Below are 19,476 nucleotides of genomic sequence, written 5' to 3' on the forward strand. Positions count from 1 at the left end.
GCCTGCAGTCTGTTTCGGTCACCCTCCCCGGAAGGCGGCCTTCGAGGATGCACTCCCCCCAACGTCATGAGCCACTCGTAAATTCCTCTATATTAGGTATCCCGCTTCCATAAAGCAACCCCCACAGAGCCATGGACCGGGCGACCTGCGGAACCGGCAGCCACCCAAGAAGCTCCCGGCCCAAATCCACCGTCGTTTCCTCAGAAAACCAACGAATGCTGCTCCTACCACAAAAGGCTGTTCCTGCCACAAAAGTTTCCGGCCCGGAAATGAGGATTTTTTGCCAATATCAAGACAATCAAGCGTTTGTGCGGAGGCGACCTGGTGGTCGCCGCACAAGCAAACGTGCAGATTGACGCAGAGATTGGCAAAAAAGACCATTTCCGGGCCGGAAACTAGAGCATTTGATAGGGATCGACATCCACCACCACCTGCACACCGGCCGGCGGCGTTCGCACGGCCTCGCCCATCTGCTCGAGCAGATGTCTCAAAGACGCGATCTTCCGACCCTTCAAGAGAAGCTGCCAGCGGTAACGCTCTTGGATGCGTGCTATAGGGGCCTCGATCGGGCCCATCACTTGCAAGGTCTTTTCGCGCCGCGGTCCTCCGTTCAGCAGGCGCCTGAAACCCGCCCCCAGTTCCCCCGCATAGGCAGCCGTTTTTCCGCGGTCCCTGCCCTGCACCCGGATGCAAACCAGGTGCGCAAAAGGCGGGTAATCGAGCCCCGCCCTCAGGGCCGTTTCGCGCTCGAAGAAGTTTTCGAAATCATGGGCCATCGCCGCCTGCAGGGCATAGTGGCCGACGTTGAAGGCCTGGATGATGACTCTCCCCGGCCGCTCTCCGCGACCCGCCCGCCCTGCCACCTGGCTCAAGACCTGGAAGGTGCGCTCGGCCGCGCGGAAATCCGGGAAGTTCAGGAGAAGATCCGCCGCGATCACCCCGACCAGGGTCACGCCGGGAAAATCGTAGCCCTTCGTGACCATCTGGGTGCCGACGAGAATATCGATCGCACGGTCGCTGAACTGTTTGAGAATAGCGAAGGAAGCCCCCTTCACCCGGGTGTTGTCGGTGTCCATCCGCGCCACCCGCGCCGACGGAAAGAGCCTCTGCAGCTCCAGTTCGAGTTTCTGGGTGCCGAAACCGTAAGTCTTGATCGCCTCGCGGCCGCATTCCGGACACACCTGCGGAACGGGGCCTGTAAAACCGCAATAGTGGCAGCGAAGCTCCCGCCGGGCCAGATGGTGGGTCAAGGCCACGTCGCAGTGCGGACAGCGAAGGGAACGCCCGCAGGCGCTGCACACATGTAGCCGGTGAAACCCGCGCCGATTGAGAAAAAGGATCGCCTGGCATTTTTCTTCCAGGGTTGCCTTCAGCGCCTCCCGAAGCTCGGTGCTGAACATCGCGCCGGGGGGATCGGAGGCTGCGCTCCGCGTCATGTCAACCATCTCTATATGCGGCAAAGACCTTTTTTCCACGCGGTCCGGCATCGAGAGCATCCGGTAGCGGCCCCCTCGGGTATTGTGGAAGGACTGCACCGAGGGCGTCCCGGACCCGAGGAGCACGGTCGCCTCCTCCAGCTTCGCGCGCATGACTGCGGTGTCGCGGGCCTGATAGCGGACGCGATCGTCCTGTTTGTAGGCGGCGTCGTGCTCCTCATCCACAATGATCAGGCCGAGGCGCGGCAAAGGCGCAAAAAGGGCCGAACGCGCACCGATCACCAGATCGACCTGTCCTCCTGACATCTGCAGCCAGACATCGAAGCGCTCCCCCCTGCTGAGGCCGCTGTGGTAGACCGCGACCCGCTCCCCCAGCCGCAGCCTGAACACGCCTTCCAGATAAGCCGCCAGCGCGATCTCCGGAACCATGACGATCACCTGCCGGCCGAGCCGGATGGCCTTTTCCGCCGCACGGACATAGACCTCGGTCTTTCCGCTTCCAGTCACGCCGTAAAGGAGCGCCGGCGCGAACACCCCCGCTTCGAGGCTCTTCTCGAGCCACGCCACCGCCGCTTTCTGGTCCTCGTTCAACGCGAACGGGCCCGCCGAAACCAGCGCCAGCCCGCCGCCCGGGCTGCGAAAGACGGGCGCCGTAAAAGTCTCGAGCACCCCTTTCCGAACCCACTTTCGCACAAGATAGTCCCCGTTCGTGAAAAGCTCCCCAATACGAGCGAGCACCGCATCGCCTTCGTCCAGGAACATCCGCAGGAACCCCTCCTCATTCGCGGCACCCTTGCCGCGCCCGAACACCGCCGCTGCGGCCTCCAGGCCGGCACGGTCCTTCACGGAAACGAAGCGTCGCAAAAGCCGGCGGGTGCGCCCCCGTTTTCGCCCCATCCGGAGGCTCACCCACCCTTTTCCGATCAGAGGTTCCACATGCCTCACGGGCCAAGGCAGTTTTACGCCGGGATTCCCATCGATCCACGCCAAGGTCTCCTTCACGGGGTCGTCGGCCGGCAGGCTCTTCAGAGCGCACTCACCCTCTTTTGTCAGGACGGCGCATTGGAAGGGGTTTACGTTGAGTCCAGCCGGCAAAACACTCTCGATCACCTGCCCGGGCGGGTGGAAATAGTAATCCGCCATCCATTCGAACAGCGGCACCATTGCGGGGCCGAACAGGGGCGGCTCGTCAAAGATCCGCTGAATCTCCTTGAGCTCCATGCCCGTTTCGTTCCCGTCCTCGGACAGGACGAATCCCGTAACCGTGCGGTTCCCGAAAGGCACCATCACACGCCGCCCCGCTTCGGCCAGGGCGGCCAAGGAGGGCGGAACCCGGTAGGTGTAGGTCCCCCACACCGGGGCGCACACGGCGATCTTGACGCATCGAGCGGGCATAAGCGATGTCTCTGGATGCCTCGACGAAGGGAAAGGACCGTCTCAGACCGGGTGGTTCGAGGCGGTCGGGGGAACACGCTGCAGACCTGAATACGACGGACTCGATAAGGACAGCAGCCGCCTCGACGGCTCATGACGAATGCCCGGCGGATTCCCTCCTGCGCGGGGTGATCAATTTATCTATGGCAAGCCATACGTCCATCTGCAGCTTTTGAATATCCCGCTTGCCGTAATTTGAAAGGGAAATGGGGTCCCCGATGCGCAGATCGATCGTCCCGCGGTCGATCCGGAGGCTGCCTTTGGGCACGATGGCATGGCTGCCGCTGATGCCGATCGGAACGATATCGCACCCTGCCTTGAATGCCAGATTGAACCCGCCCCGCTTGAACCCCTGGAGAGCGCCGTCGGTGCTTCTCGTCCCTTCGGGGAAGATCAACACCGAAGCCCCGTCTCGGATGCGCTGAGCGGCCTTGTTCATACTCTCGACGGCCTTGCGCGGATCGTCACGGACAACGCCGATATAACCAGCCCTGCGCATCGCAAAACCGAAGAGCGGAATGCGCATCAACTCCTGCTTCAGGATAAATTTGAAGTTGACCGGAAGATGGGCCAGAAGCGCGAAAATATCGAAAAAGCTCTGATGGTTGCTCATGTAGATGCGCGGTTTGGACGCGTCCACGGCGCCGGCGCCCTCCACACGCACCTTCACGCCGCAGCCCCAGAGGATGCTTTTTCCCCAGGGGCGCGCCACCCAGACATGAACCGTGTCGCCCGTGCGATCGAAGATCCCCAGGACGGCAGCCCAAAGGCAGAACAGGATCGTGTCGATCGCAATGTAGGCATTCAACAGGATGAATCGCATAAACCTCCCTTCACCGACCGATGCATAGAAGCCGATGCAGCCTATGCTCAGGCTGCCGGACCCACCCGACGGCCTGTTCCGCCCCGCGGCTTGGGCAAAACCACGGGCAATTCTATCCGCAGCAGGATGCGGCCTTCGATTTCGCGCTGAACGGTAACCTTCCCACCGTGCCGGTGGATAATGATCTTCGCCAGAGGCAGGTCCTTGATATCCGATCCGGTCTTTCCGGTGATGCGCGGGAAAAAAAACTGCTCCAGGTCTTCATCCCCGAGGCCTTCCGCCCGATGGCTGATCTTCACCAGGCAGGTGCCGTTCCGCCTTTCAGTCGTGACAACCAGCGATTCGCTGCGCGGCGAGGACACAATCGCATGCTTCACCAGGCATTCAAAGGCCCGGCGGAGCAGGTCGGAATCGCCTTCGATCGGGTCCAGCGCCGGATCGAAGGTCGCCTCCACATGAAGCTGCCTCAGCTGTATGGACTCATCGACTTCCTCCAGGCAGGTTTGAAGGATCCGATTCAGATCCACACGGGTGATCGTAAGCGTGAACGGCTCGATGGACGAGAGGATGATCTGCAGAATATCCTCCAGCCGGGCGACCTCCTCCACGATGATCTGGGCAAACTTCAAATGCGGATCATCCGGGGACATGGCGTTGCAGAGCCGACGGGCAAACCCCCCCGCAATGGCGAGAGGATTGCGGATCTCATGGGCGAAACGGGCGGAGATCTCACCGAGGACACGGATCTCCTCCGTCTGCAGGGTCCGCTCCTGAAGGTGCTTGAGCTCCGTGATATCGACCATCGTGCCGTCCACCCATTTGACCCTGCCGTGTTCGTCCTTGGCCGGGGTGGCATGGTCGATGAAGATGAGATCCTCTCCCTTCCTCGATTTCACCACGCGCTCGACCTGCAGTTCCTTCCCGTCTTTCCAGCACCGTCGGACGGTATCGTCTTCCGACTCGCCGGTGTAGCCGCAGATCTTCTCCCACCAGAACTGCTTGTCGCCGACCGCCTCCTCGATGGTGTAGCCCAGCTTCTCGGTAAAATAGGGATTCAGGAACTCGGTCGTCCCGTCATCGAGCAGCCGATAGACGATCAGAGGGATGTTCTCGACGAGCGTGCGGTACTTCTCTTCGGAAGAGACCAAGTCGGCGGTGCGCTCCTCCACCTTGCGCTCGAGCGTGCGGGCGTAGTTGGCGATCTCGCGCCGGCGCGCCTGGAGGGAATCGAGCATGGTGTTCAGGGAGATCGTGAGCATACCCATCTCGTCGACAGGTCTGATCTTGAGGCGTTTTTCCCTTCTGCCCCGCGCGATCTCCTCGGCATCATGGACGATCTCGATGATCGGCCGGACGAAGAGATGGGCCACCAGCCACGTGAGCGCAAAAGACAGGATAATCCCGACCCCGCCGACCAGGAACATCAGGTTCCGCGTCTTTTCGAGCCGCCGCATGATGGCGGAGCGATCGACCTCGATCTGCACCAGCGCCACTGTCTCGCCGTAGTAGTCCCTGACAGACCCCAGAAGCACCGATTTATCAGGCGCCCCTACGGGAGAAATCAGCATCCGCGGCCAACCCTCCCGTGAGTCCCCGTTCAGGGGGAACGGATCATAAAATCCATGCCCTTTGACCGTGGTCGCAAGGAGGATATAGTTGTCCTCCCCCCGCTTCTCGTAGACCGTAAGATCCGTCTGCCACTGGCCCTTCAGCCGTTCAAGAAACGGTGCGTCGAACGGGAATCCGATTTCGACGGTTCCCGCCAGCACACCGGCGTAATAAACCGGCGCCACCCCCCGGATCCCCAGTCCGGTCAACCCCCATTCCAGTCCGGAAAGGGCCTTCCCCGTCTTCATGGCCTCGATGACCTCCCGCCTGTAAGAGATCATCTCCCCGGACTCTTCCCGCATATGCAGCCGCAGAAAGGATTTCGCGGGTGGGATATGAAAATGGAACTGCCCGATCCCGAAATTTTTGCGGAGTTCTTCGTAAAGCGGGAGGAAGGAGCGGTACAGCCCCTCCTGATCCCTCAAAGCCAACGCCGCCTCCGCTATGGGATTGACAGCCACCATCGTCGCGAGGGAGAGCGCCTGCGCTTCTCTGTGCTCGATGACCGTCAGGAAGATCTGATAGACCCGTCCGAGCTCTTTCAACTCCTCGTTCTTGATCAGCTTTTCCTGCGATCTGAGCCCGATGTAGACGAGCACGGTCGTGCCGATGAACGAGAGGATGAGAAACGGAACCAGCAGTTTCCATTTCAGGCTCATCCTCAGAATCCAGTTGGTCATCTGCGAGATCATCGTCCGGTTACGAGCGGCATCAAGGCCATGTCCTTTTGGATCCGTTCAGCACGCCGAACGACATCCGTGTTCGGCTTGACGGGAGACCATCGGTGCGGGTTAGGCAGAACAGCCGCCATCGCCGCCGCCTGAGAAGGGCTCAGGACGGACGCCGTTCGATTGAAGTACCCTCTGGCAGCCGTTTCCGCACCGGCGTAACCCCGCCCCCAATCCACCATGTTGAGATAAACCTCCAGGATCCTTCCCTTGCTCCAAAGGACCTCTATCACAACTGTGTAGTAGGCCTCCAGAAGTTTTCTGAGCCAGCTCCGCTCGGGCCAGAGAAACACGGTCCGGGCAGTCTGCATGGATATCGTACTGGCCCCCCGCATCCCCCTGTCCGCCGCCATATCCTTCAGCGCGATGGACAGCTCCGTCCAATCGAAACCATGGTGCGTGAGGAAGCGCTGATCCTCGCCGGCCATGACGGCACGACGCAGGTGCGGGGATATCTTTTCGAGCGGCACCCAGCCGGCCTGTTTCCATCGTTTGAGGACGACGCCGCTGTACTTGAAATAGTCCCAAAGCATAATCGAATTGAAAGGCGGATTGATGAATCGAAATGCCGCCACCTGCAGGAACGTGAACAGAAAAAACCCCAGAAGCCCCGTCAAGGCCCATTTGAAACATGTTCGCAGAACGCTTTTCTTCCTCCGAGACAACCGGGGTCACGCCCTTCCCTTCCGAATAGCCTGCCAAGCCGCTGTCTTCCTCTCCCTCGGAACGGCATCGAGATCCAGACCCTCGCCCCTGAAGCAGCCCTCCAGCCGTTCCACATCCTCCTGAAACCTGCGATTGGACCGGCGCAGGAGGTCTTCGGCATGGGCACCCCGGGCCCGGGCCAAGGCGGCCAAGGTGAACAGCAGATCGCCCATCGCCTGGTCGAATCCGCCGCCGTCGGCCATCGCTTCTTCCAGAGATCGAAAATCCCTGCGAGCCGCATCCACCAAAGCGGCGGCGTCCCCCGATTCCAGGCCGTATTTGGACGCGCGCTCCGTTACGCGGTGGGCCCTCATGAGGGCCGGAAGATGCAGGGGCACACTGTCGAGCAGGGAGGCGGCCGAATCGGCACCGTTTTTTTCCTGCTTCTTGATCTCCGCCCAATTGCGCGCGACTTCCTCCGCATCCCCCACCTGCGCTTCCCCAAACACATGGGGATGCCGACGGATCATCTTCGCGATGATCCGTTCGAGGACATCCAGCAGATCGTAGGCCCCCGTCTCCGCCTCGATCCGGGCCATGAAAACGATCTGAAAAAGCAGATCCCCCGACTCCTCGCAAACATTCTGCGGATCGCCCTTTTCGACGGCATCTTCCACCTCGTAGGCCTCCTCCAGGAGATACCGCTTGATGCTGCCCACCGTCTGTTTGGCATCCCACGGGCACCCGCCGGGCGACCGCAATCGGTCCACCAACCGGCACAGTTCGATAAAACGCTCTCCAAGACTATCCCAATCCATTTTGCATCGATTCGGACCGGTTCGGCTTTCCGGATCCCCGGCCGGCCTCCTCATCCCCCCTGAACTTTCTTTTCCAGTGTTCATAGGTTTCCGGCGATATCTGCCCTGCCACAAACTGGGAAGACCGGACGACCCAAGGATACAGCTTCGACTGGGTTACAATGGGCGAGGCCGCCGGGACGAAAAAATTGATAATCACCATTCCAAGGTAGAGCAGCACCATCCCTTTCAAAAAGGCCACCCCCACTCCCAGCACCCGGTCCAGCCAGCCAAGGAGAAGTCTTCTGGACACCGTCTTCAGCAGCAGGCTGACCAGATTGCAAGCAACCATGGTCACCAGCATGATCAAGGCGAAGCTCAGCAGGGAGAGAAAAGGCCAGTCCGGAAGAAACGCCTTCAGCAATCCCGTCAGAACCGGCTCATAGCGAAAAGCGATCAGCAGCCCCAGTATGACCCCGGCCAACGATCCGACCTCACGGAAAAAACCGCGGAAAAAGCCTCTGATGAGCAAAAAGCTCATCAGTGCAACGATCAGGATATCCAGCCAATTCATAAGGTCTCCAACCGCCGGATTGCCCCCGCAACAAGGATATCGACGCGTCCGGATTGCACCCGGTGACCTCGAGGCCTTGGCTGCCCCTCCCTCGGGAAAACCCGTCCTTTCGGAAGATCACCCATAGCCGGAGTGCATATTCAGCCTCTAATCCCAACATTATAAGAAAGTATCCTTCCCCCGTCCAGAAACGAATGCCGTGCATGAGCGCGACCCCGCATCCGCAGGAAAAGAATCTCTTATCTAAGGCCGCTCGGGGCAGCATACGCAAAAAGTCGCTTGAAGACAATCGATGATTCCTATAAGCTAGTTTCCATCCGGAAATGGTCTTTTTTGCCAATCTCGGCGTCAATCTGCACGTTTGCTTGTGCGGCGACCACCAGGTCGCCTCCGCGCAAACGCTTGATTTCCTTGGTATTGGCAAAAAATCCTCATTTCCGGATTGGAAACTGGGTTCTATAGGGAAATCATTTCCGGATGGAGATAAGCTATAGCGCAGTCTGCATCGATCCGTACAATTTCCTGAGTTACCCTCGGTTTCGGAGCACCGGTTTCCGTCGTGGACGGCTCGCTTGCGAGGTTTTCGACCTCCCTGCCGGGTAAAGCTCCGAAGGGGTCCAGAGCCGATCCGGGAGGAGTCTGCCATGAACGAACAGGAAAAGCAGGTATACGACGCTATGGTCAAGGCCGGCGCACCCTTGCGGCCCGGAGACATCGCCAAGACCCTCGGCATCGAGAGCAAGGAAATCTCCAAGATAATCCAATCATTAAAAAAGCAAGGCAGGGTGTTTTCCCCCAGACGCTGCTTCTACGCTCCGGGCTCCGAATAAACCCCGCACAACGCCCACCCCTTCCAGGAATGAACCCGCGAAGGAGGACGAACCATGCTTGAACTGACGGTCTGGAAAAACCAGCAACTCAATGATCTCAGAAGGGATATCGACCGCCTTTTCGACCGGATATGGGCGGATTTCGGGATCTCTTTTCTGCCCGGCGAATTCGTTCGCGGACCTGCCGTTCATATGGCGGAGAATGCCACAACCCTGATCGTGCAGGTCGAGTTGCCCGGCGCGAACCCGGACTCTCTGCGATTGACCGTATTCAGGAACCTGCTGCTTGTACAAGGCGAGAGGCCAACGCCCTTTCCCGGCGTTGCGGAAGAGCGTCGAAACCCCACAGGCGCCCCCGCGCCTTTCACGAGGCGCATTCAGCTGCCCTGCCGCGTCATCGAGGACGAGGTCGAGGCCGTCTTCGCAGACGGGATCCTCCGGGTTGTCCTGCCCAAACAGCTTAGAACACGCTCATCCAGCATACGCATAACGGTCGGTTGATCTTCTCTCCACCCATCGCCTGTCAACACCCTGGATGAACAAAGGAGGATATCGATGCCCAGGAAAAAACAGATTCCTGAAGTCCCTGTCGAGCGACTGCGCTGGCGGCTGGACCCAGCCGCGTTCCAGTTCGAAACAACCAACGACCTCGATCCGTTGAAAGAGATCGTAGGCCAGAACCGCGGGGTCGAGGCCTTCCGGTTCGGGATGGGCATGAATAAACAGGGGTATAACATCTTCGTGACCGGGATTGCCGGAACCGGCCGGATGTCTACCGTCCAGAAGCTCCTGCAAGAGATGCGCCGCACGGACAAAAGGCCGCCGGACCTGTGCTACGTCGCCAACTTCGAGAACAATGAAGCACCCATCCTGATCCAGCTCGATCAGGGGCAGGGGGCCGAATTCAAAAAGGACGTCCACGAACTCGTGGAAACCCTGAAAAAGGAGATCCCCCAGCTCTTTGAAAGCCAGGAGTACATCAGCCTCAAAAAAGAGATCATGGAAACCTATGAACAGAAGGGGAAAAGCTTCTTCAAAGGCCTGGATCAGAAGGTCAAGGAAGAGGGGTTCGCCCTCGTAGACATCCAGATGGGGCAAATCAAGCGGCCGGAGGTAATGCCGGTGGTGGACGAAAACCCGGTGCATATCGACCAATTGGAGGCTATGGTCGAAAAGGGTCGTTTCCCCAGGGATGAGTTCGAGGTCCTCAAAGCAAAGCAGGCGAAGCTGCGCGAACAGATTGACCTGATCTTCCTCGAACTGAGGGATCTACAGAAGGAAGTTCAGCAGAAGATCGAAAAGATGGATCGGGTCGTTTTCATGAAAAACGCCTCGGAGCTGACCGACCCCCTCGCGACCAAGTTCAAGAACGAGAAGGTCAGCGCCTTCCTGACCGCCATGCTGAACGATATGGCCGAGCACCTTCAGATCTTCCGGTCGCCCCAGCACCAGACCCCGCCGGAAATGGCCGGGATCCTCCCGGAGTCGGACCCCTTCCAGCCTTATCAGGTCAACCTGCTGGTCGACAATATCAAGCAGGAGGGGCCACCCGTCATCGTGGAGAACTACCCGACCTACCGCAACATTTTCGGCGCCATCGAGCGTATTGTCGACCGCCACGGGCTGTGGCGCACCGACTTCAGCAAAATCAAGGCCGGCTCCTTCATCAAGGCGAACGGCGGCTACCTGGTCATCAACCTTCTCGACGCCATCATCGAACCCGGTGTCTGGCAGGCCCTCAAACGGGCGCTCAAGAGCCGGAAGCTCGAGATCCAGACCTACGACCCCTTCTATCTTTTCACAACCAGCGGCCTCAAACCCGAACCCATCGAGATCGACACAAAGGTGGTGGTCATCGCCGACGCCTATCTCTACTATCTCCTCCTGGCCTATGACGAAGACGTCCAAAAGATGTTCAAGGTCCGGGCCGACTTCGACACGAGCATGAAAAAAACGGATGAAAGCATCCTGCAGGTCGCCCGGTTCGTGAAGCGCACGACCGAAGAGGAGGAACTGAAGCCCCTCGACCGCGCCGCCGTGGCTGCGCTCGTCGAAGAATCGGTGCGGATGGCGGGACGGCAGGAGAAGATCACGACCTCCTTCCCCACCATCGCCGATCTCGTCCGCGAGGCCAATTTCTGGGCGCGCGAAAGCGGCCAGGACATCGTCACGGCCGAGCATATGGAAAAGGCCCTCGAAGCGCGCATCTACCGCGCCAATCTGATCGAAGAGCACATCCAGGAGATGATCGACCGCGGCACCCTCATGATCGATATCGACGGCGCCGTGGTCGGGCAGGTCAACGGGCTCGCGGTTTACAGCCTCGGCGATTACATGTTCGGCAAACCTTCACGAATCACCGCCTCGACCTCCATGGGGCGCGCCGGGATCATCAACATCGAGCGCGAGGCGGACCTGTCCGGCAGCAGCCACAACAAGGGCATGCTGATCCTCGGCGGATACCTGCGCAAGAAGTACGCCCAGGACAAGCCCCTCACCATGAGCGCCAGCATCGCCTTCGAGCAGTCCTACGGCGGAGTGGACGGCGACAGCGCCTCCTCGACCGAGATCTACGCCCTGCTCTCGAGCCTCTCGGGTGCACCGATCAAGCAGTCCCTGGCGGTTACGGGTTCCGTCAATCAGAAAGGCGAGATTCAGGCGATCGGAGGGGTCAATCAGAAGATCGAAGGCTGGTTCGACTGCTGCCGACTGCGGGGGCTCACGGGTGATCAGGGCGTCCTGATCCCTGCAAGCAACGTGCAGGACCTGATGCTCCGCAAAGGCGTCGTGGAAAGCGTCAGCAGCGGCCGTTTCCACATCTACCCTGTCAGCACCATCGATCAGGGGATCGAGATCCTCACCGGTGTTGCCAGCGGAGAGCGCAAGCCCGACGGCACCTATCCGAAAGGGTCCATCAATCAACTGGTGGATTTGAAGCTGCGCAGCCTGGCCGAGGGGCTGAAAGAATTTGCGAGTGAAGAATCATCCAACGAGGCCGCGCCAAAAAAATCGGGCAAGAAGCAGTGTGGTCCGCAGCGGCTGCATTGATGCTCTGGCCGCCGCCCCCTCTTGCGGGCCCCGTCCAGGATCGCATCGCCTGGGCCGATGCCAGTTGCGAAACCACCAGGGCGACACTCCTCTCCGATGAAACCGTAGAGGTACTGCTGGCCCGCTTCAGACGAGCCGCAGAGGCCTCCCGCGAGGCCATGCAGTCCTCGGGGATCGTCGAAATCTGCCGCCGCTGCGACGAGATCGAGGGCGGATCCTGCTGCGGGGCCGGCCTCGAAACGCACTACGATGCCGTGCTGCTCCTCATCAACCGGCTCCTCGGAACCGCGCTCCCGGGATCGCGCCGGGACTCGCGCTCCTGTCTCTTCCTGGGCCCGGAAGGCTGCCTCCTGACCGCAAGGCATGTCCTCTGTGTAAACTACGTCTGCCGCAAGATCACCGACCGGATCCGACCCGAACGCCTCGCCCGGTTGCGCGAACGCGAAGGCGAAGAGCTCGAAACCCTATTCCATTTGCACGAACGTATCAAGAAGGTCTTGAAGCCATGAAGTCCGATCGTCCGGCAGCCCTGTCACCGTCCGAAGCCGCCCCCCCCACCGGACCGTCGGGGAGTCTGCTGCCGCACCACCGGACCTTGAAGACCATCGCCGGCTTCTATGATGAACGAAAGGTCGGGGATGTCGGGGCTCTCGGATTCAGACGCTCCACCGACCTTCTGACCCTTCTCGACTGCCTTGAAACATTTCTGAAGGAAGGTTGGCTGGTCCCCGGCGAATCGCGCTTTCTCGATCTCGGCTGCGCGGACGGCCGGGTCAACGTCCTCATGAGTTACCTGACCCGGGTCTCGGCCGGCATTGAACTGGATGAATGGACGTTGGACGAATACGAGCCGCTCAAACAGGCCCTCGAAGAACGCCTGGAACAGGAGGGATGCCTCCCGCCGCCCGCGAACATCCGTCTTTTTCATGGAGATTCGACCGCTCAAGAGGTCCACGATACCCTGGAGAAGGAAACCGGAATCGCCTTCGAAGACTACGACCTCTTCTACACCTATCTCATCATGCACGAGGAATTCAGCGAGTTGATCCGAAAACGCGCCCGCCCGGGGGCGCGCTTCATGGTCTACGGCCTCAGCCACATCATGCCCCGCTATCCCGGGATGCGCCTGCTTACCGATCCCCGTCCCCTGGGGGGGATCCTGGCGGTCTACGAGAAATGCTAGGATGAGCCGCTGCGCACGGCAAGGCTCAGATGACGATCGCCTTCGCTGAACATGAGCCGCTTCTCAACCATCATTCGAAGGAACGGCAACGCACGCTCTTCCCCGAGACCGGGGAAGCGGGTCAGTATCGCGCGCAGGCTGCGCTGCGTACCGCAATAGAGGTAAAGGGCCCGCGAAATCCCCTTCAGCCGGTGGGTTTTCTGGAAGACCCCGGGTTGCCGCTCCCGGATGATCATGAAATCACGCCCGTCCAGGTAGGAAAGGATGGGCTCGCAGGCAGCCAGGTCTCCATCGCCCGCCCCACCTCCGTGCAGGGTCTGGTAGGATCGGTGCCACGCCTCGATCTTCTTGCGCACGGGGCGCCAGAGCCGCCGCTGCCACAGCACCCCCCCGCTGTAACCCTGCACCATCAGTTTGAGGCCCTGCAAAACGGCCGGAGGAAAGAGGCGCGCATAGAAAGGATGGTTGCGGACCCTGCCGATTCCGTAGCGCTCCGGGTCAAGATGAACCGGGCTTCCATAGCCCAACCAGAAAGAGATCCCCCTGAGCGGCCGGAAAGGCAGGGCAAAATCCAGGTTCCGAAGGGTTTCGGCCACCTCGGCCTCCCCGCTCGATGGGAATTCCAATATGAGATTGGCGGCCAGATCCGGGTACCCGTAAGCCTCGCAGTGCTTCATGATCTCCAGATTGTCGATGGCCGTCGTACCTTTATTCATGCGTTTGAGCAGCAGCGTGCTGAGGCTCTCGATACCGACCTGCACCTCTCTTACCCCGGCCGCACCCATCGCGCTCAAGGCCTTCAACGGCGTCCTGGCCCGGATCTCGCCGAACAGCCGGAAATCCCGCCCCAGTCCATGGATCCCGTCGAAGATTTCCGCCAGTTCGCGCGCGGGCAGCAGGTTGTCCATGAAGGAGACCGACAGGGCCTGGTGCCGGCCGGCGAGGGCATCGAGTTCGTCGAGGATCCTCTGCCGGCTCTTGGCACGGTATCCCCACCACTGGAGGTTCAGGTTGCAGAAGGCGCACCCGGAGGACTGCATCTTCCTCCCGGCTCCGCGCCACCAGCATCCCCTGGAAATCTCCATCGGCAGGCGGGGGAAGAACCGTCCGGGCGGCGGCAAAGCGGACAACTCCTCGAAATAATCATCAAAATCCGGATAGGGCAAATCATCGAGCGCGTCGACCTGTGAGGTTTCCGGGGAAGACCGGCCCATCTTCCGCCCGATCAACCCCTGAAAAGGCGGCACCGCCCCGGGGTCCACCCCTCGGACCAGGTGCGTCACCAGGTGAGCGAGCGGCCGCTCGCCCTCCCCCTGAACGACAAAATCGATTTCCGGGAACACCCGCAGAAGACTTTCGCCCATATCGCCGGCGCACGAAGACCCTCCGGCCGCGACCAGCACGTTGGGGCTTTTCCGCTTGATTTCCCGGATGAAATACAGACTGCTCGTCAACTGCCCGAGGCAGACGGAAAACCCGGCGAGAAGAATCCGGTCCCACGCAACCTCATCCACAAACAGGGCAGATGACCCATGGAGGGTATCGAGAAGATCATCGAAGGATAAACGGCGCAGCACCGGAACATTCCGGACTTGACGCCGCCAGAACGCCTCCAGGCCTTTGCGCCGCTCAGGGTAGAGCAGCGCTGCATAAAGGGATTCCGCAGGCCAAGTCCGATCCGCGATTTCGCGATACACATCGTAGCCAAGGACGGCGGCAACCGGCAGGTAAGGATGCAAGGCATTGACTTCGAGGCCCGGCTGCACACGGCGCAGGTAGGCCTTGAGGGCACCCAACTGGATGGAAGGTCGGTTGAAAAGCGGCCAGGGGGTCGATACCAGGGCGACACGGGTCACCTTGTCCATCGCGGTTCCCCTTGACAATCGCCTGGAAGGGTCGGCGATCGAAACGGTGAGGGCAAGGGCAGGAGGATGAGGGAAACGCAGCCGTCTCCCCGATCCTCCCCAAAACAGAGGGCGAAGTTCGCCCCAGAGACAACACGTGGTTTACTTGGCACTCGCCATGCCTAGATCGAATGCCTTGATATTGGACTCGAGAAAGGCCTTCTTGGTTGAAGAGGAGATGGTCTTTTTCATGTCTTCAGGGGTGATGGGAACGGCACCCGATCCGATCAGGGCGCCGAGCATGACCATATTGAGCGAAAGCGGATTGCCGGCCTCCGCCGCCAGCGCGCTCCCGTTCAACGCGATGACTTTTTTCTTGACCTTCTTCTGGATCAACTGCACGGCCTCGTCCACTTTGGGATACTTCCCCTGGCCGATAGAGACCGTAAACGGGGGCAGCGGGCTCAGGTTGGTGATCACCAGGCTATCCGCGTTGCACTTCCCCATAGACCTCAGCGTCTCGATCGGCTCGAAGCCGATCAGGACATCCGCCTCAGCCCCTGAGACGATGGGGCTTGTGACGTTTCCAATCAAAACCGCGGATTCCACGATCCCGCCTCTCTGGGCCATACCGTGAATCTCGCTGACCACAACCGGGATGCCTGCGGCAAGCGCCGCCTCTCCCAACAGACGCGAGGCTAAAAGATTCCCCTGGCCGCCGACGCCGACAAATACCAATCGTTTTGTTTCCATTAAAGCCTCCCTTTCCTCATTTCACGGGTACGATGGCGTTTTCGGGACAGACCTGGGCGCAGACCGAGCAGCCAATACACAGATTCTCGTCGATCCGGACCTTTTCCTCCTCCACAAACATGGCCGGACAAGCCAGCTTGTTGATGCAGTCCCTGTGATCCTTGCACTTTTCCTGGTTGACGGTGAAGACCTTCCCCCGCTTGAACTGTTTGGTCGCCTTCGCAAACAGGGGGCAGAGCTCCTGGGAGATCACCACGGAAAGGCCATCGTATTCCTTGGCGGCCTGTAAGGCTTCGATCGTCTTTTTGATCTTGAAGGGCTTCACGATATGCACGTCTTTGACGCCGCAGCCGCGGACGACATCCTCGATGGAGACGCGGGCAAGGTCGAGCCCCATCAGCTCCGCCTGGACACCCGGGTGAGGCTGATGGCCGGTCATGGCCGTCGTCCCGTTGTCGAGGATGACGAGGGTGAACTTGTGGTTGTTGTGTACGGCGTTGACAAGGCCGGTCATGCCGGAGTGGAAAAAGGTCGAATCCCCGATGAAGGAGACCGTTTTCTGTTCGACCGCCTCGGAAAAACCGCACCCGCTGCTGACCGAGGACCCCATACAGATCAGGTAATCCGCCATGGAGATGGGCGGCAGGACACCCAGGGTGTAGCAGCCGATATCCGTCGGATAGACCGCCTCGGCGCCGAACACCTGCTTCACCGCGTAAAAAGTGGCGCGGTGCGGACAGCCGGCACACAGGTTAGGCGGTCTGCCGGGCAGCGGGGGCAGGTCGGACATGTCGACCATCGACGGGGCCTTGTATTCGATCCCGAAATACTCCGCGACCGATTTCCGGACGAGGCCCGGATCGTATTCGAAAAGACGCGAAAGCCCGCCGACCCCTTTGCCCTTGATCGGGATCATGACCCCGTTTTCCTGGGCGAGGGCCTTCAGCTCATTTTCCATGATCGGCTCCAGTTCCTCGACCACCAGGACCTTGTCCACCTGTTTGAGGAACCGCGTCATCAGGGCCTTCGGAAGCGGCCAGGAGAAGCCGAGCTTGAGCAGCGTCACCTTGTCGGCGATGCCGAGATCGACGACAGCGTCACGCACGTAGTTGACGCTCACGCCATTGGCGACGATGCCCCACTTCCCTTTCCCGGTTATCTGGTTATACGGCCACTGCTCGGATTTTTCGAGGGCCCGGTCGTACTTTTCGAGCAACACCTGGTGCAGCTTGCGCGAGACCGCGGGGACCGTCACCAGATTGAAAGGGTCTTTCTTGAAAGTCCCTTGGGTTTTTCTGGGAAGCAGCTTCCCGAGTTCCACGCCGCCACGGATATGGTTCAAACGCGTCGTGGTTCTCAAGAGGACCGGCAACCCCAGCTCTTCAGAGAGATCGAAGGCCGCCACGGTTGCGTCCTTCATCTCCTGGACGGTCGTAGGCTCCAGCATGGGAAGCCCTGAGAGACGGGCGTAATACCGGTTATCCTGCTCGTTCTGGCTCGAGAAAAGCGACGGATCGTCGGCGTTGACGATCACCATGCCGCCTTTCACCCCGACGTAGGCGAGCGTCATGAGCGGGTCAGCAGCGACATTGAGCCCCACGTGCTTCATCGTCACCATGGTCCTCAAACCGCAGGCCGCCGCTCCGGCCCCCACCTCCAACGCGACCTTCTCATTGGTCGAGTACTCGAAGTAAAGGTCCGTCTCCCGGCTGATATTGAGGAACTGCTCAGGGATCTCCGAAGAGGGCGTTCCCGGATAACAGGTGGCGAAAGACAACCCCGCCTCCAAGGCACCCCTGGCAATGGCCTCGTTGCCCAACAAGAGCATCTTTGTACCTGGCGCATCTGTCAATAACTTGTGCATCTTCTCCCCCGACTTCCATTGATGGTTGTTTGGTCTCTCCGCCGCGGGCCCGCCGGACCCGGAACACCGAAGAGCAAGATCTGCATAAACAGGATGGCAATGCGTTGTCGACGATCAGGCAGCCCTGGAGCCTCGGGGGCTGCCCAGTGCAAGGATGGTCATATTACAGCTATATTTTAGCTGTCTTTTCCTACCGAACGCTTGAAAAGATGTCAAGCAAAAAGACCCGGCGCGCTGCGAAGATCGACGGCTGCGGCGGCGAACTGCGGACCAAGCCGATATCAAGGGTTTATCTTGAAGGTTTCAGCCATACCCGCATACTTCTTCCGCAGCTTCGGCTTCTCGATCTTGCCGGTGGGATTGCGCGGGACGTCGTCGAAAAAGACCCGGCGCGGCCGTTTGTATCGCGGAAGACCCTCGCAGTACTGAAAGAAAGCGGCCTCGTCCATCTTCGCGCCTTCCTTTAGCTTGACGATGGCCGTCACAACCTCCCCGAGCCGTTCGTCGGGCAAACCGATCACCGCCGCATCCTGAATGAGCTGGTTTTCCATCAGAAAATCCTCGATCTCGACCGGAAAGATATTCTCCCCGCCGGTGATGATCACGTCCTTTTTGCGGTCCACCAGCCAGATGAACCCATCTTCGTCCACACGGGCCATATCCCCCGTAAGAAGCCACCCTTCGAAGAGCGTGTCCCGGGTGGCCTGCGGGTTCTTGTAATACTCCTTCATGACGCACGGCCCCTTGACCATCAACTCACCTGGTTCACCCGGCCGAACGGGCTTCCGCTCGAAGTCGACGATCTTGAACTCCCAGTCGAAGCCGGGGACGCCGATCGCCCCGACCTTGTGGATATTTTCGACCCCGAGGTGCACACAGCCCGGGCCGGTGCATTCGCTCAGGCCGTAATTCGTGTCGTACTGATGATGCGGAAAAACCTTTTTCCAGTTCCTGATCAGGCTCGGCGGAACGGGCTGTGCGCCGATATGCATAAGGCGCCACTGGTCCAGCTGATAATCCTCGAGTTTGATCTCCCCCCGTTCGATTGCCACCAGGATATCCTGCGCCCAGGGGACAAGGAGCCAGACGATGGTCGCTCGCTCTTCGGAGACTGCCTCCAGAATCCACTGCGGCTTGATTCCCTTCAGGATGACGGCCTTTGCCCCGACGATGAAGTTCCCGAACCAGTGCATCTTGGCGCCGGTATGGTACAGAGGCGGGATGCAGAGAAAATTGTCGGCGTGGGTCTGATAGTGATGGCGGTTTTCGACAACGCAGGAAAATTCGAGGTTCCGGTGGGTCAGGAGGATCGGCTTGGGCATCCCGGTGGTCCCCGACGTAAAATAGAGTGCCGCCTCGTCGAGGACGGTGACCGGCACCCGGGGCTCATCGGCCGGGGCCCCGGCCATGAATGCGTCGAGATCATCTGCGTATCCCGGCCGCAGTTCGGAAGACCCGGAAAAGATGAAATGCTCGATCGTCCCGAGTTCATCCTTGATCGGCGCCAGGCGATCGACAAATTCCTCGCCGAAGATGATGGCCTTCGCCTCGGCGATCTCCGCACAGTATCGGATATCCGACGACGAGAAGCGGAAATTGAGCGGCACGGCCCATGCTCCTGTCCGGAGGATGCCGAAATACGCCGGAAGCCACTCGAGGCAATTCATCATCAGGTGGATAACCTTGTCACCCTTCCTGACGCCTCTCGCCATCAGGCCGTTGGCGATCCGGTTCGCCGCCTCGTCGAAGGCCTCCCAGGTCATCTCCACCCGCTTCCCCTTGGCCGGATCCCTCTCGATCAGGGCGATTTCCTTGCCGTACATCCTCGCGTTGCGGGCCAGAATTTCACCGATCAGCATAGCATTCCTCCTCAAAAAGGATGAGTCCGCAGGCCCGGACAAAAGTCATT

At 60.0% G+C, this 19,476-nt stretch carries 17 protein-coding genes; 6 read left to right on the plus strand and 11 right to left on the minus strand.

Going from position 1 to position 19,476, the window contains the following annotated elements:
• Positions 1 to 87 precede the first annotated feature (87 nt).
• From ACZ500_RS12045 to ACZ500_RS12075, 7 genes are all read right to left on the minus strand, one after another.
• Entirely contained in the window at positions 88 to 381 is a 294-nt protein-coding gene (locus ACZ500_RS12045; RefSeq protein WP_464232721.1) for a hypothetical protein, read from the minus strand.
• A gap of 14 nt (positions 382 to 395) precedes the next feature.
• The gene (priA, locus tag ACZ500_RS12050; RefSeq protein WP_464232722.1) at positions 396 to 2,831 is read right to left on the minus strand and encodes a replication restart helicase PriA; all 2,436 of its coding nucleotides are present in this window, start codon (positions 2,829 to 2,831) and stop codon (positions 396 to 398) included.
• 130 nt (positions 2,832 to 2,961) lie between these two features.
• Complete coding sequence (locus ACZ500_RS12055; protein ID WP_464232723.1) at positions 2,962 to 3,693, minus strand: lysophospholipid acyltransferase family protein; 732 nt, start codon at positions 3,691 to 3,693, stop codon at positions 2,962 to 2,964.
• Between the two features lie 47 nt (positions 3,694 to 3,740).
• Complete coding sequence (locus ACZ500_RS12060; RefSeq protein ID WP_464232724.1) at positions 3,741 to 5,993, minus strand: cache domain-containing protein; 2,253 nt, start codon at positions 5,991 to 5,993, stop codon at positions 3,741 to 3,743.
• On the minus strand, positions 5,990 to 6,604 hold the full coding sequence (gene mtgA, locus ACZ500_RS12065) for a monofunctional biosynthetic peptidoglycan transglycosylase (protein WP_464233043.1): 615 nt from the start codon (positions 6,602 to 6,604) through the stop codon (positions 5,990 to 5,992). Before mtgA ends, ACZ500_RS12060 begins: the two co-directional genes overlap by 4 nt.
• 96 nt (positions 6,605 to 6,700) lie before the next feature.
• Positions 6,701 to 7,492 (minus strand): nucleoside triphosphate pyrophosphohydrolase, encoded by a 792-nt coding sequence (mazG, locus tag ACZ500_RS12070; RefSeq protein WP_464232725.1) that lies wholly within the window; start codon positions 7,490 to 7,492, stop codon positions 6,701 to 6,703.
• A complete protein-coding gene (locus tag ACZ500_RS12075) occupies positions 7,479 to 8,045 on the minus strand; it encodes a CvpA family protein (RefSeq protein WP_464232726.1) in 567 nt (188 codons plus the stop codon). Before ACZ500_RS12075 ends, mazG begins: the two co-directional genes overlap by 14 nt.
• Positions 8,046 to 8,368: 323 nt before the next feature.
• On the opposite strand from ACZ500_RS12075, the gene ACZ500_RS12080 reads away from it, so the two are divergent.
• The 6 genes from ACZ500_RS12080 to ACZ500_RS12105 all read left to right on the plus strand — a co-directional run bounded on the left by ACZ500_RS12080 (position 8,369) and on the right by ACZ500_RS12105 (position 13,106).
• Complete coding sequence (locus ACZ500_RS12080) at positions 8,369 to 8,539, plus strand: hypothetical protein (protein WP_464232727.1); 171 nt, start codon at positions 8,369 to 8,371, stop codon at positions 8,537 to 8,539.
• 150 nt (positions 8,540 to 8,689) lie between these two features.
• Complete coding sequence (locus ACZ500_RS12085) at positions 8,690 to 8,875, plus strand: helix-turn-helix domain-containing protein (RefSeq protein ID WP_464232728.1); 186 nt, start codon at positions 8,690 to 8,692, stop codon at positions 8,873 to 8,875.
• 54 nt (positions 8,876 to 8,929) lie between these two features.
• Entirely contained in the window at positions 8,930 to 9,376 is a 447-nt protein-coding gene (locus ACZ500_RS12090; RefSeq protein ID WP_464232729.1) for an Hsp20/alpha crystallin family protein, read from the plus strand.
• A 54-nt stretch (positions 9,377 to 9,430) separates the two neighbouring features.
• Complete coding sequence (locus ACZ500_RS12095; RefSeq protein WP_464232730.1) at positions 9,431 to 11,923, plus strand: Lon protease family protein; 2,493 nt, start codon at positions 9,431 to 9,433, stop codon at positions 11,921 to 11,923.
• Positions 11,923 to 12,432, plus strand: coding sequence for a hypothetical protein (locus ACZ500_RS12100; RefSeq protein WP_464232731.1), 510 nt, complete (start codon positions 11,923 to 11,925; stop codon positions 12,430 to 12,432). The genes ACZ500_RS12095 and ACZ500_RS12100 overlap by 1 nt, the downstream gene beginning before the upstream one ends.
• Positions 12,429 to 13,106 (plus strand): class I SAM-dependent methyltransferase, encoded by a 678-nt coding sequence (locus tag ACZ500_RS12105; RefSeq protein WP_464232732.1) that lies wholly within the window; start codon positions 12,429 to 12,431, stop codon positions 13,104 to 13,106. Before ACZ500_RS12100 ends, ACZ500_RS12105 begins: the two co-directional genes overlap by 4 nt.
• Here ACZ500_RS12105 and ACZ500_RS12110 read toward each other — a convergent pair.
• The 4 genes from ACZ500_RS12110 to ACZ500_RS12125 all read right to left on the minus strand — a co-directional run bounded on the left by ACZ500_RS12110 (position 13,103) and on the right by ACZ500_RS12125 (position 19,426).
• Positions 13,103 to 14,971 carry a RiPP maturation radical SAM C-methyltransferase gene (locus ACZ500_RS12110; protein WP_464232733.1) on the minus strand — a complete coding sequence of 623 codons (1,869 nt, stop codon included), beginning with the start codon at positions 14,969 to 14,971 and terminating at the stop codon, positions 13,103 to 13,105. The genes ACZ500_RS12105 and ACZ500_RS12110 overlap by 4 nt on opposite strands.
• Before the next feature lie 141 nt (positions 14,972 to 15,112).
• On the minus strand, positions 15,113 to 15,703 hold the full coding sequence (locus ACZ500_RS12115; RefSeq protein WP_464232734.1) for an indolepyruvate oxidoreductase subunit beta: 591 nt from the start codon (positions 15,701 to 15,703) through the stop codon (positions 15,113 to 15,115).
• A gap of 16 nt (positions 15,704 to 15,719) precedes the next feature.
• The gene (iorA, locus tag ACZ500_RS12120) at positions 15,720 to 17,567 is read right to left on the minus strand and encodes an indolepyruvate ferredoxin oxidoreductase subunit alpha (protein WP_464232735.1); all 1,848 of its coding nucleotides are present in this window, start codon (positions 17,565 to 17,567) and stop codon (positions 15,720 to 15,722) included.
• A 281-nt stretch (positions 17,568 to 17,848) separates the two neighbouring features.
• On the minus strand, positions 17,849 to 19,426 hold the full coding sequence (locus tag ACZ500_RS12125; RefSeq protein ID WP_464232736.1) for a class I adenylate-forming enzyme family protein: 1,578 nt from the start codon (positions 19,424 to 19,426) through the stop codon (positions 17,849 to 17,851).
• Positions 19,427 to 19,476 lie beyond the last annotated feature (50 nt).

Source organism: Desulfatiglans parachlorophenolica, from assembly GCF_055394735.1.

Excerpts from the sequence above, each read along its gene's own strand:
- mazG (WP_464232725.1), bottom strand. The coding sequence starts at position 7,492 with ATGGATTGGGATAGTCTTGGAGAGCGTTTTATCGAACTGTGCCGGTTG.
- ACZ500_RS12080 (WP_464232727.1), top strand. The coding sequence starts at position 8,369 with ATGGTCTTTTTTGCCAATCTCGGCGTCAATCTGCACGTTTGCTTGTGC.
- ACZ500_RS12075 (WP_464232726.1), bottom strand. The coding sequence starts at position 8,045 with ATGAATTGGCTGGATATCCTGATCGTTGCACTGATGAGCTTTTTGCTC.
- ACZ500_RS12060 (WP_464232724.1), bottom strand. The coding sequence starts at position 5,993 with ATGATCTCGCAGATGACCAACTGGATTCTGAGGATGAGCCTGAAATGG.
- ACZ500_RS12045 (WP_464232721.1), bottom strand. The coding sequence starts at position 381 with ATGGTCTTTTTTGCCAATCTCTGCGTCAATCTGCACGTTTGCTTGTGC.
- iorA (WP_464232735.1), bottom strand. The coding sequence starts at position 17,567 with ATGCACAAGTTATTGACAGATGCGCCAGGTACAAAGATGCTCTTGTTG.
- ACZ500_RS12095 (WP_464232730.1), top strand. The coding sequence starts at position 9,431 with ATGCCCAGGAAAAAACAGATTCCTGAAGTCCCTGTCGAGCGACTGCGC.
- ACZ500_RS12090 (WP_464232729.1), top strand. The coding sequence starts at position 8,930 with ATGCTTGAACTGACGGTCTGGAAAAACCAGCAACTCAATGATCTCAGA.
- ACZ500_RS12115 (WP_464232734.1), bottom strand. The coding sequence starts at position 15,703 with ATGGAAACAAAACGATTGGTATTTGTCGGCGTCGGCGGCCAGGGGAAT.
- ACZ500_RS12105 (WP_464232732.1), top strand. The coding sequence starts at position 12,429 with ATGAAGTCCGATCGTCCGGCAGCCCTGTCACCGTCCGAAGCCGCCCCC.
- ACZ500_RS12125 (WP_464232736.1), bottom strand. The coding sequence starts at position 19,426 with ATGCTGATCGGTGAAATTCTGGCCCGCAACGCGAGGATGTACGGCAAG.
- ACZ500_RS12085 (WP_464232728.1), top strand. The coding sequence starts at position 8,690 with ATGAACGAACAGGAAAAGCAGGTATACGACGCTATGGTCAAGGCCGGC.
- ACZ500_RS12110 (WP_464232733.1), bottom strand. The coding sequence starts at position 14,971 with ATGGACAAGGTGACCCGTGTCGCCCTGGTATCGACCCCCTGGCCGCTT.
- ACZ500_RS12055 (WP_464232723.1), bottom strand. The coding sequence starts at position 3,693 with ATGCGATTCATCCTGTTGAATGCCTACATTGCGATCGACACGATCCTG.
- priA (WP_464232722.1), bottom strand. The coding sequence starts at position 2,831 with ATGCCCGCTCGATGCGTCAAGATCGCCGTGTGCGCCCCGGTGTGGGGG.
- ACZ500_RS12100 (WP_464232731.1), top strand. The coding sequence starts at position 11,923 with ATGCTCTGGCCGCCGCCCCCTCTTGCGGGCCCCGTCCAGGATCGCATC.